General features: G+C 71.1%; 8 protein-coding genes. 6 read left to right on the top strand and 2 right to left on the bottom strand.

All coding sequences use genetic code 11. The annotated features are described in order from the left end of the window. The first annotated feature begins 3 nt into the window (after positions 1-3). Positions 4-966 carry a ketose-bisphosphate aldolase gene (locus tag ACIPYT_RS03135; RefSeq protein ID WP_401070559.1) on the top strand — a complete coding sequence of 321 codons (963 nt, stop codon included), beginning with the start codon at positions 4-6 and terminating at the stop codon, positions 964-966. A gap of 54 nt (positions 967-1,020) precedes the next feature. Here ACIPYT_RS03135 and ACIPYT_RS03130 read toward each other — a convergent pair whose 3' ends face one another. Further along, the gene (locus tag ACIPYT_RS03130) at positions 1,021-1,818 is read right to left on the bottom strand and encodes a DeoR/GlpR family DNA-binding transcription regulator (RefSeq protein ID WP_401070557.1); all 798 of its coding nucleotides are present in this window, start codon (positions 1,816-1,818) and stop codon (positions 1,021-1,023) included. A gap of 126 nt (positions 1,819-1,944) precedes the next feature. Here ACIPYT_RS03130 and ACIPYT_RS03125 point away from each other — a divergent pair, with 126 nt between their 5' ends. The 5 genes from ACIPYT_RS03125 to ACIPYT_RS03105 all read left to right on the top strand — a co-directional run bounded on the left by ACIPYT_RS03125 (position 1,945) and on the right by ACIPYT_RS03105 (position 9,847). Then, a complete protein-coding gene (locus ACIPYT_RS03125) occupies positions 1,945-2,385 on the top strand; it encodes a DoxX family protein (RefSeq protein ID WP_401070555.1) in 441 nt (146 codons plus the stop codon). An 87-nt stretch (positions 2,386-2,472) separates the two neighbouring features. Further along, a complete protein-coding gene (locus ACIPYT_RS03120; RefSeq protein WP_401070553.1) occupies positions 2,473-3,459 on the top strand; it encodes a LacI family DNA-binding transcriptional regulator in 987 nt (328 codons plus the stop codon). A 111-nt stretch (positions 3,460-3,570) separates the two neighbouring features. Further along, positions 3,571-5,082 carry an FGGY-family carbohydrate kinase gene (locus ACIPYT_RS03115; RefSeq protein WP_401070551.1) on the top strand — a complete coding sequence of 504 codons (1,512 nt, stop codon included), beginning with the start codon at positions 3,571-3,573 and terminating at the stop codon, positions 5,080-5,082. A gap of 22 nt (positions 5,083-5,104) precedes the next feature. Beyond that, positions 5,105-6,736, top strand: coding sequence for a fucose isomerase (locus tag ACIPYT_RS03110; RefSeq protein ID WP_401070550.1), 1,632 nt, complete (start codon positions 5,105-5,107; stop codon positions 6,734-6,736). 123 nt (positions 6,737-6,859) lie between these two features. Continuing rightward, positions 6,860-9,847 (top strand): alpha-mannosidase, encoded by a 2,988-nt coding sequence (locus ACIPYT_RS03105; RefSeq protein ID WP_401070548.1) that lies wholly within the window; start codon positions 6,860-6,862, stop codon positions 9,845-9,847. A gap of 127 nt (positions 9,848-9,974) precedes the next feature. Here the strand turns inward: ACIPYT_RS03105 and ACIPYT_RS03100 are convergent, their stop codons facing one another. Continuing rightward, positions 9,975-11,318, bottom strand: coding sequence for a DUF2252 domain-containing protein (locus ACIPYT_RS03100; protein WP_401070546.1), 1,344 nt, complete (start codon positions 11,316-11,318; stop codon positions 9,975-9,977). Positions 11,319-11,355 lie beyond the last annotated feature (37 nt).

Genomic DNA, 11,355 nt, shown 5'->3' with positions numbered 1-11,355 from the left:
GACATGGCGCTGCAGACACTCCGAGAGGCGCTCGCCCACGCCGAGGCGGGGGAGTACGCCGTGGGCGCGTTCAACGTCTCGAGCCTCGACCAGGCGCTCGCCGTGCTGGCCGCAGCCGAGGCCGAGAACTCGCCCGTGATCGTGCAGGCGATCGCGGGCATGTCGGCCTACGACGACGAATCGGCCTGGTGGCACCGGCTGCGGCGGTTGGTCGACGAGCACGCCGACCGCGTCCCCGTGGTGCTGCACCTCGACCACGGCCGCACGTACGACGACTGCGCCCGGGCGATCGATCACGGTTTCACGAGCGTCATGATCGACGCGAGTCGCGACATCGACGACGATGAGCCCTCGTCGTTCGACGAGAACGTCGCGCTCACCCGACGGGTCGTGGAGCTGGGGCACCCTGCGGGCGTGAGCGTGGAAGGGGAGCTCGGCACGATCGGCGGGGCCGAGGCCGGCATCTCGGGCACGGTCGAGGAGATCGTGTTCGCCGACCCCGACCAGGCGGCGTCGTTCGTCGCGGCCACCGACGTCGATGCGCTCGCCGTGGCCGTGGGCACCAGCCACGGCTCGGTCAAGTTCACGGATGCCGAGGGCGGCCAGCGGCTCCGACTGGAGCTGATCGCCGAGATCAAACGGCGTCTGCCCGACACGTTCCTCGTGCTGCACGGTTCGTCGTCGGTGCCCGCGGAGGCCGTCACGACGATCAACGCGCACGGCGGATCCGTGCGTCCGTCGTACGGCATCTCGCCGGCGCAGAAGCGCGAGGGGATCGCCGCCGGCATCCGCAAGATCAACCAGGGAACGGACTCGCACCTCGCGTGGACCGCTGCGCTGCGGGAGTTCCTGAGCGAGCGCCCGGCCGTCGTCGAGCCCAGCGAGCAGCTGCGTGCGGGCATCGACGGGTTCCGCGAGATCGTCGCCCGGCGGATGCGGGAGTTCGGCTCGGCCGGCCGCGCCTGACCGTCTCGACGGCCACGCTCGCTCGCGGAGTGGGGCCGTCGGCATCCGCGCGGGTCAGGCGATGTCGATCGTGAGGCCGGCCTCGCGGAGCGTCTCCACCTCGACCTCCGGCGCCTCCGACCCCGTGACGAGGAGGTCGACCTGCGCGAGCGGGGCGACCTGGATCATCTGGCTCTTGCCGATCTTCGAGCTGTCGGCGACGACGATGCGCCGCGCCCCGGCCTCGAGATAGCGGCGCTTCATGGTGACCTCGGGGAGGCTCGAGTTCGTGAAGCCCGTGGTCGACACCCCGTTGCAGCCGATGATGCACAGGTCGCTGTGCACCGACCCGAGGAACATGTCGCCCAGGGGGTCGATCAGCGAGCGCTGCTTGTAGCTCACGGTGCCGCCCGTCACGACCACGGTGATCTGGTGGGGCTCGGCGACGCCGAGTTCGAGAGCGATCGTGAGCGAGTTGGTGAACACGACCACGCCGCGCAGCTCCTCGCGTGTGCGGAGCGCCCGCGCGACCGCGAGGGTCGTCGTGCCGGCGTCGAGCATGATCGCCATCTCGCTCTCGACCAGGGCGGCGGCGGCATGCCCGATGCGGCGCTTCTCGGTGACCGCACGGGTGAGCGCGCGCTCGTAGTCGGGGGAGTGGGCCGTGGACTTGATGCCCGAGATCGCGCCGCCGTGCACACGCTGGATGACGTTCTCCTCGGCGAGCAGGTCGAGGTCGGTGCGCACCGTGACCTCCGAGACGCTGAGCGCCCGGCTGAGCTCCTGCACGCGGGCGAATCCCTGGCGCTCGATGATCGAGACGATCTGCTCTCGCCGTACCGCCGCTGGCACAGCCTGGGACCACTCTGGCATGGCCTCAGCGTAGTCGCCGGGGGCAGGGCACAGGGGATCGAAAGGTGACTTTCCTAGCGTCGACGGTGGGCGCTCGCCCGCTCCGCGCCTGGCGCGCGGTGTCCTGCCACGAAGGAAGGCCTCCTCATGACGAACACCACCGCCCCCGCAGCCACGACCTCGTGGGGCCTTCTCGTGCTCCGCATCGTCGTCGGCGCCGTCTTCTTCGCCCACGGCGCGCAGAAGATCTTCGAGTTCACGCTCGCCGGCACGATCGGCAGCTTCGCAGGGATGGGCGTGCCGCTCCCCGAGATCGCCGCGCCGGTGGTGGCCTTCGTCGAGCTCATCGGCGGCGCCATGCTCGTGCTGGGCCTCTTCACGCGTCTCGCGGGCGTGCTGCTCGCTGTCGACATGCTCGTCGCCCTCGTGCTCGTGCACCTCTCGGCGGGCCTCTGGGTGGGCGACGGCGGCTACGAGTTCGTCGCCGTGCTCGGCGCGGTCGCCCTCGCGCTCGCATTCACCGGAGCCGGGCGCTTCTCGGTCGACCGCGGCGTGCTCCGCGGACGCGCTCCGGCGTGGCTCGCCTGACCTGACCCGCGAGCGCGCGGTGCGCACCGCGCGCTCGTGAAATCGGTTCCGGCGATAGGGTGGAGCATCCGGAGCAGAGGGCGGGGAATGAGCACGATCTACGACGTCGCCGAGCGCGCCGGGGTCTCACCCGCAACGGTCTCCCGCGTCTTCAACGGCACCAAGGTCTCGCCCGAGAAGGTCGAGGCCGTGCGGCGGGCCGCCGCGGAGCTCGACTTCACTCCCAATCGCGCGGCGCGGGCGCTGCGGCGGCAGAGCGCCGAGGTGATCGCGCTCGTGATCCCCGACATCGAGAACCCGTACTTCACCGAGATGGCCCGCGGTGTCGAGGACGTCGCGGCGGATGCCGGGTACTCCGTCGTGCTGTGCAACTCCGACTCGCAGACCGAGAAGGAGGCGGCGTACCTGCGGATCGCCGTCGCCGAGCACATGTCGGGGGTCATCATCGCGACCGCGGACGAGCGCACGAGTCTCGACGCGTTGCGCGTGGCCGGCCGGCCCGTCGTCGCGGTCGACCGCAGCACCCGCTACGACATCGACGGCGTCGTCATGGCCAATCGGGCGGCCGGGGCCTCCGCCGCCGAGGATCTGCTGGGGGCCGGCTACCGGCGCGTGGCGTACATCGGCGGTCCCGAGCACATCGACACGGCGGCCGAGCGCGCGGCGGGCTGGCGGGCGGCGCTGCTCGCGGCGGTGCCGGATGCCGACCCCGACGAGCTCGCGCGGTTCGCGACGTTCCGCGTCGACGGCGGACGTGCGGCGATGGAGGAGCTGCTGGCGCTCCCCGAACCCCCCGACGCGGTGGTCGCGGGCAACAACCTCATCGGCGTCGGCGCGATCCAGGTGCTCACCGAGCATGGGCTGACCCCGCCCGAGGTCGGTGTCGCCGTGGTCGGCTCGCTGCCGTTCACGACGCTGTCGCCCACGGCCGTGACGGTCGTGCGACTGCCCGCCCGCGATATGGGCGTCACGGCGGCGCGGATGCTGCTCGAGCGCATCGGGGGCGACGACCGGCCGGCTCGCACCGTCGTGCTGAGTGGCGACGTGCAGTCGGCCAGCGCCGCGCGTCGCTGATCCCGCGCTCTCTCCCCGGGCGTCCGTCGCGCCGACGTCCGGCTCTCGCCTTGCGCCATGAAATCGATTTCGCGTAGTCTTCCGGAGAGACATGCGATCGAGGAGGACGCCATGCGATGCACCCTCGGGGTGGATGTCGGAACGTCGAGCAGCAAGGGCGTGCTCGTGGCGGCGGACGGCACGATCATCGCCACCGCGACGCGCGCGCACGGCGTCAGCCGGCCGCGCACCGGATGGGTCGAGATGGATGCCCGCATCTGGTGGGACGAGTTCGTCGAGATCGCCCATGAGCTGCGCGCCGCCGAGCCGGACGCCGAGATCACGGCCGTGGGCGTGAGCGGCATGGGGCCCTGCGTGCTCCTGGCCGACGAGCGCGACGAGCCCGTGCGCCCCGCGATCCTCTACGGCGTCGATACTCGCGCCGCCGCGCAGATCGAGCGCATGACCGACGAGCTCGGCGTCGCGGAGATCACCCGGGTGGGCGGCTCGACCCTCACCTCGCAGGCCGGCGGGCCGAAGATCGCGTGGGTCGCCGACGAGGAGCCGGCGGCCTGGACGCGCGCCCGACGCCTGTTCATGCCCGCATCGTGGCTCGCCCGCGCTCTCACCGGCGCCTACGTGCTCGACCACCAGTCGGCGAGCCAGATGTCGCCGCTCTACGACATCGAGGCCGAGCGCTGGCACGACCCGCACTGGGAGCGCTACGCCGCCACGATCGAACAGCCCGCGCTGCTGTGGGCCGGCGAGATCGCAGGGAGCGTCACGGATGATGCCGCCGCGCGCACCGGCATCCCGGTCGGCACCCCCGTGATCGCCGGCACGATCGACGCGTGGACCGAGGCCGTCAGCGTCGGCGCGCACGAGGTCGGCGACCTCATGCTGATGTACGGCACCACCATGTTCCTCGTGGCCACCGGCGAGCACACGCTCCGCACGCCGTCGATGTGGACCACCGCCGGCGCATTCCCCGGCACGCGCAACCTCGCGGGAGGGCTCTCGACCTCCGGCGCCCTCACGGCCTGGTTGAAGGACCTGACCGACGCCGACTACCCGCAGCTCCTCGCCGAGGCCGAGGAGTCGGGACCCGGTGCGCGCGGACTCGTGATGCTGCCCTACTTCGCGGGCGAGCGCACCCCGATCCAGGACCCGGATGCCCGCGGGGTGATCGCCGGACTCACGCTCGAGCACACCCGCGGCGACCTCTACCGCGCGGCGCTCGAGGCCACGGCGCTCGGCGTGCGGCACAACGTCGAGACCATGCGCGCGGCCGGCGCCGACATCCGCCGCATCGTCGCAGTGGGCGGCGGCACGCAGGGCCGGTTGTGGCTGCAGGTCGTCTCCGACGTCACGGGCCTCGTGCAGGAGGTGCCGGCCACGACGATCGGCGCGAGCTACGGCGCGGCGTTCCTCGCCGCAGCGGCGATCGCCGGCGACGAGCCCCCGCTCATCGCCGACTGGAACCCGATCACCGACACGATCACCCCGAACGCCGACCTGCGTGCCGACTACGACGCGCTGTTCGACCGCTACGTGCGCCTGTACGAGGGCACGAAGGGCGTGGTCCACGAACTCGCCGCCGCCCAGCGCGACGCCCCCGCATCCACCACACGACCCACCATCTGAACCCCATCTCGTCGGAGGAATCATGACGTACACGCTCCCCGCCCCGGCATCCCGCCCGGCATCCGCGCCGAAGACGGCCTACCTGATCGCGTCGGGAGACCTGCGCGAGTCGGCCAACACGGCCGGCTGGCCGACCCAGGTCGAGCTCGAGGCCGGGGTGACCGGCGTGCTGAACGACCTCGGCTGGACGGTCGTGCGCGCCAACGACGTCGACCCCGCGACCGGGCACGGCTTCATCTCGAGCCAGCGCATGGGCCTCGAGGTCTTCAAGAACATCCCGACGGATGCTCCGCTCATCGTCGCCGAGGCCGTGTGGCAGTACTCGCACCATGTGCTGGCCGGGCTCCGCACGCACGAGGGACCGATCCTCACTGTGGCGAACTTCGCGGGCGACTGGCCCGGACTCGTCGGCCTGCTCGGCCTGAACGCCGGTCTCACCAAGATGGACAAGCCCTACGCCACGATCTGGTCGGTCGACTTCTCCGACGAGTGGTTCCGTGACGGCATCCGCGAATGGACCGAGACCGGCGCCATCACGCACGACGCCTCGCACGTCCGCGCCCTGCCCGCGCTGCCCGACAGCCCCGAGAAGCAGCTCGGTGAGGCGCTCGCCGCCGAGCTCCGCGCCGAGAAGGCCATCATCGGCGTGTTCGACGAGGGCTGCATGGGCATGTACAACGCGATCTTCGACGACGAGCTGCTGAACAAGACCGGCATCTACAAGGAGCGTCTGTCGCAGTCGGCCCTGTACGCCGAGATGCTGAACGTCACGGATGCCGAGGCCGACGCCGCCTACGACTGGCTCGTCGACGCCGGCATGACCTTCAACTACGGCGATGACGCCACCATCGAGCTCACCCGCGACCAGGTGCAGTGGCAGCTGAAGATGTACATCGCGGCGCTGCGCATCGCCGACGACTTCGGGCTCGACGCGGTCGGCATCCAGTACCAGCAGGGCCTCAAGGATCTCGTTCCAGCGTCGGACCTCGCCGAGGGCATCCTGAACTCGACCGAGCGCCCCCCGGTGACCTCGCGCGACGGCTCGCGCGTGCTGCACGAGGGCCGCGCGTTCCCGCACTTCAACGAGGCCGACGAGGGTGTCGCGGTCGACGCGCTCGTCACCGATCGGGTGTGGCGTGCGATGGGCCTGGTGCCCGACAACACGCTGCACGACGTGCGCTGGGGCGAGGACCACGACGGCGAGTTCGTGTGGGTGTACGAGATCTCCGGCTCCGTGCCGGCCTCGCACCTGGGCGGATGGCAGAACGCCGAGGGCTGGCGTCAGGGCCACGTGTTCTTCCCGGCCGGAGGCGCGACGATCAACGGCGTCTCGAAGCCGGGTGAGGTCGTGCTGTCGCGGGTCTTCATCGCCGACGGCATCCTGCAGGCCGACATCTTCCGGGCGTCGGTCGTCGAGCTCCCCGCTGCCGAGACGCAGCGCCGTAAGGATGCCACGAACCCGGAGTGGCCGATCGCGCACGTCGTGCTGCACGGCATCTCGCGCGACCAGTTCATGGCCCGCCACAAGGCCAACCACGCGCAGCTCGTCTACGCGCCCGACGCAGAGACCGCCGACAAGGCGCTCGTCGCCAAGGCCGCGATGTTCGACGGCATGGGCATCAAGGTCAACCTCGTGGGCGACGTGAAGATCTGACCGTTCGACGTTCCGGACCCCGTGGTGTGCTCCGACACCGCGGGGTCCTTCCCTGTCGTGGCGCCATTTAGTCAATTAGGCTGATGAACCCGTGCCCCCCGCTCTTCATCGGAGAACAGCCGTATGCATGACGACACCTCGCTCACCGTCGGCCGCGTCACCCGGGTGCTCGACCAGCGCATCCGTCCGGCGATCCATTCCGACGCCGTCGCGCTGACCGTCGAGGCGCACGAGCTGCCGGGCGAGCCGGTCTCGCCGGTCGAGGGCCTCGCTCTCCCGCACGAGCCCGCGAGCGTGCCGGGCCCCTGGGGGCCGGCGTGGTCGACCACGTGGTTCCGTCTCACGGGTACCGTGCCCGAGGGCTGGGCGGGCCGGCGCGTCGAGGCCGTGATCGACCTCGGGTTCGATGAGCGCATGCCCGGATTCCAGGCGGAGGCGCTCGCGTACCGCCCCGACGGCACGCCGATCAAGAGCATCAACCCGCGCAACCGGTGGATCGCGATCGCGGATGCCGCCGTCGGCGGCGAGACGGTCGAGATCCACCTGGAGGCCGCCGCGAACCCGTTGATCCTCGTCGATTTCACGCCGACGCCGCAGGGCGACATCCGCACGTCGTCGTCCGAACCGCTGTACCGCACCCGTCGCATCGACCTCGCGGTGTTCGAGCAGGAGGTGTTCGATCTCGCGCTCGACCTCGAGGTGCTGATCGAGCTGCAAGCCGAGCTGCCGCCGACCTCTCCGCGTCGCATGCGCATCCTGCAGGCGATGGACGACGCGCTCGACGTGCTCGACCTGCAGCGCATCGTCGAGACGGCGCCGCACGCCCGCGCGCAGCTCGCGGAGGTGCTCGCGGCCCCCGCCGAGGCGAGCGCCCACCGGATCTCCGCCGTCGGCCACGCGCACATCGACTCGGCCTGGTTGTGGCCGGTGCGCGAGACCATCCGCAAGGTGGCGCGCACGACCTCGTCGATGACGAGCCTCATCGACGAGCAGCCCGACTTCCTCTACGGCATGTCGAGCGCGCAGCAGTACGCATGGATCAAGCAGCACCGCCCCGAGGTGTGGGAGCGCGTGAAGGCCGCGGTCGCCGACGGACGCTTCCTGCCGCTGGGCGGCATGTGGGTCGAGTCCGACACCGTGATGCCGACCGGTGAGTCGCTCGTGCGGCAGTTCTCATACGGTCAGCGCTTCTTCGAGCGCGAGTTCGGCATCCGCTCGAAGGGCGTCTGGCTGCCCGACAGCTTCGGGTACTCGCCCGCCCTGCCGCAGCTCATGCGACGGGCGGGATTCGAGTGGTTCTTCACGCAGAAGATCTCCTGGAACCAGCAGAACGTCTTCCCCCACCACTCGTTCCTGTGGGAGGGCATCGACGGATCTCAGGTGTTCACGCACTTCCCGTCGATGGACACGTACAACTCGCAGCTGAGCGGCATGGAGGTCGCCAAGGCCGCCCGCCAGTTCAAGGAGAACCGGGTCAGCTCCCGATCGATCGCCCCGGTCGGCTGGGGCGACGGCGGCGGCGGCACGACCCGCGAGATGACCGGCAAGGCGCAGCGCCTGCAGAACCTCGAGGGGAGTCCGCGCGTCGAGTGGGAGCATCCCGATGCGTTCTTCGACAAGGCCCGCGCCGAGATCGCGCATCCGGCCGTGTGGGTCGGCGAGCTCTACCTCGAGCTGCACCGCGGCACTCTCACGAGCCAGCACGCCACCAAGGCGCTGCACCGCTGGGCCGAGCACGCGCTCGTCGAGGCCGAGCTGTGGGCGGCGACGGATGCCGTGCGCACCGGCGCCGCATACCCGAAGGCCGAGCTCGACCGGCTGTGGGAGGCGGTGCTGCTGCACGAGTTCCACGACATCCTGCCCGGCACCTCGATCGCCTGGGTGCACCGCGAGGCCGTCGAGGTGCTCGGCGGCGTGCTGTCGGATGCCCGAGACCTCGCGGATGCCGCACGGCGGTCTCTCGCGGGCGAGGGCGACCGCGCGCTGCGGTTCGAGCCGACGTCGGTCGGCACCGGGCGCCCGCTCGGCGCCGCCTGGGTCGCGGATGCCGGCGAGGCGCCGGTGTCACTCGGCGCGGAATCGGGCGGCTGGCGCCTCGAGAACGACCTCGTCTCTGTGCTCGTGTCGGGCGAGGGGCTGATCGTCTCGGCCGTCGACAGGGGCACCGGCCGCGAGGCCGTGGCCGCGGGCACGCCCGCGAACCTGTTCCAGCTGCACCAGGACTTCCCGAACATGTGGGATGCGTGGGACATCGACCGCTACTACCGCAACAGCGTCACCGACCTGACCGGGGTGGCCTCGATCACGGCATCCCTCGTCGACGGCGTCGCGACCGTGACCGTCGTGCGGGAGTTCTCGGAGTCGACCATCACGCAGACGATCGTGCTCGCCCCGGGATCGCGCACCGTCGTGCTCCGCAACGACATCGACTGGCACGAGACCGAGAAGCTGCTCAAGCTCGCCTTCCCGCTCGACGTGCAGGCCGCCCACACGGAGGCCGAGACGCAGTTCGGGTACCAGGCGCGTCCGACCCACACCAACACGAGCTGGGAAGCGGCGAAGTTCGAGACCTCGATGCACCGCTTCGTGCTCGTGCGCGAGGCGGACTTCGGCGTCGCCCTCGTGAACGACTCGATCTACGGCTACGACACGTCGCGCGACGTGTCGGACGACGCGGTGACGACCACGGTGCGGCTGTCGATGCTGCGGGCGCCGCGCTTCCCCGACCCCGACACCGACCACGGGCACCACGAGATCGAGGTCGGCTTCGTGATCGGCGCCGACGCCGCGATCGCGACGGCGGAGGGCATCGCGCTCAACGCGCCGGCGACCGTGCTGCAGGGTGCGCGCGAGGTCGAGCCGCTGGTCGGCGTCGAGGGCGAGGGGATCGTCGTCTCGGGCGTGAAGCTCGCGGACGACGGCTCGGGCGACGTGATCGTGCGACTCTACGAGGCCCTCGGGCGACGGACGACGGGCATGCTCGCGGTCGGTTTCGAGCACTCCGAGATCCGCGAGGTGTCGCTGATCGAGGATGCGATCGACGGCGCGCGTCTCGGCGGCGAGCTGGCGCTGCGCCCCTTCGAGGTGCGCACGCTCCGCATCATGCGCTGACGATCCCCGCGGGCTCCCGCCCGCCTCGTCAGCGTCGCCGAGCTCCGGGGTCGAAAACGCACCGGAATGAGCCCGGTGGAGTGCTTTTCTGACCCCGCATCGGCGCACGGATGCGTTTTCGACCCCGTCAGCGCGCGGCGCGGAACGCCTGGTAGTCGGCCAGCGAGACCTCGGCGTAGCCGCGTGCCCAGTCGAGGATCGCGGTCGCGACCGCCCGGCCCCCGCCCACGTATCCGGCGACCCTGGTCGCCGTGATCGACTGACTGTGCGCGCGGGCGATCGTGGCCGCGCACGCCTGCGCGTACGACACGAAGGGTCCGTCGTCGAGCTCCTCGACGTCGACGCTGCCCTTCATGTCGTGGAACTGCCGGGCGTAGAAGTCGGCCACGTCGCTGCGCAGGTGTCCGAGGAACGGATCCGACAGCGCCTGCAGGATGCGCTGCATCGCGACGACCCGGGCGCCCTCGCCGTGGGCGGCGATCATGTCGCTCAGCTGCTGCGGCTGCGGGATGCGACCGTACTCGACCAGCACGCTCTGCACGGCCTGCTTGGGCTGCATGAGCAGGGTGTTGCCGTCGCCGTCCTGGAACAGCACGAGGAAGCACCGGGTGCCGACGCTGCCCACCCCGACGACCCGCCGCGCGACGTCGCTCACGCCGTAGTGCTGGAACAGCAGCGCGACGTCGGGGTTCACGGTGCGGCGGTACTGCGCTACGAGGTCGTGCACCTGGGCGCGCTGGTGCTCGTCGATCGGTGTGGTCGTCGGCGCCTCGTGCCGGAAGCGGCGGCGCCCCGCGGCATCCTCTTCGGTCAGCCGCCGCACCGCGCGCTCGCCGGTGCGGCGCTCGGCCTGAGCGACGGCGCTGCGGATCGCGCGGCGCGACTCCTTGTCGAGCATCCCCTTGGTGGACTCCACGTCGAAGTGGGTGAAGTACCGGGACGTCGGACTCAGCGTGCTCGCCCGGCGGATGCCGCGCACATAGGCGCTCACCGCGGCGAGGGCCGCCTCATCGATCACCGAATCGGGGCGTCCGGTGGCCTGTCCGCCGATCACGATGCTGGCCACGAGGCGCTTGACGTCCCATTCCCACGGCGCCCAGGCGGCCTCGTCGAAGTCGTTCAGGTCGAACATCAGGCTGCGCTGCGCCGAGGCGTAGAACCCGAAGTTCGAGACGTGCGCGTCACCGCACGAGGCGACCAGGATGCCGCTGTGCGGCGCCGCCGCGAGATCCGCCGCCATGAGCGCGGCGGTGCCCCGGTAGAACGCGAACGGACTCGCGGCCATCCTCGTCATCCGCAGCGGGACGAGGTCGGGGATGCGCGAGCGATTCTGGGCGTCGAGGATGCCGAGCGGATCCCGCGGTGCGTTCGCGAGCGCGGCGAGTGCGCGTCGAGGCGTGCTCTTGCGGGATCCGACGCCTGCGGCCAGCAGGGTCGCCGCACTGTGCGGGGCGGTCCACGAGGTGGTCATGCGACCGGGGTCCCGTGCGCGATCCGGGTGCTCATGG

Source organism: Microbacterium sp. NPDC089695 (assembly GCF_044749085.1).
GTDB lineage: Bacteria > Actinomycetota > Actinomycetes > Actinomycetales > Microbacteriaceae > Microbacterium.
Note: the sequence above shows the minus strand (reverse complement) of the source record. Positions and strands in the feature narration are given on the sequence as shown.

Coding starts and splice junctions, on each gene's coding strand:
- ACIPYT_RS03105 (WP_401070548.1), top strand. CDS start 6,860: ATGCATGACGACACCTCGCTCACCGTCGGCCGCGTCACCCGGGTGCTC.
- ACIPYT_RS03120 (WP_401070553.1), top strand. CDS start 2,473: ATGAGCACGATCTACGACGTCGCCGAGCGCGCCGGGGTCTCACCCGCA.
- ACIPYT_RS03135 (WP_401070559.1), top strand. CDS start 4: ATGGCGCTGCAGACACTCCGAGAGGCGCTCGCCCACGCCGAGGCGGGG.
- ACIPYT_RS03110 (WP_401070550.1), top strand. CDS start 5,105: ATGACGTACACGCTCCCCGCCCCGGCATCCCGCCCGGCATCCGCGCCG.
- ACIPYT_RS03130 (WP_401070557.1), bottom strand. CDS start 1,818: ATGCCAGAGTGGTCCCAGGCTGTGCCAGCGGCGGTACGGCGAGAGCAG.
- ACIPYT_RS03125 (WP_401070555.1), top strand. CDS start 1,945: ATGACGAACACCACCGCCCCCGCAGCCACGACCTCGTGGGGCCTTCTC.
- ACIPYT_RS03115 (WP_401070551.1), top strand. CDS start 3,571: ATGCGATGCACCCTCGGGGTGGATGTCGGAACGTCGAGCAGCAAGGGC.
- ACIPYT_RS03100 (WP_401070546.1), bottom strand. CDS start 11,318: ATGACCACCTCGTGGACCGCCCCGCACAGTGCGGCGACCCTGCTGGCC.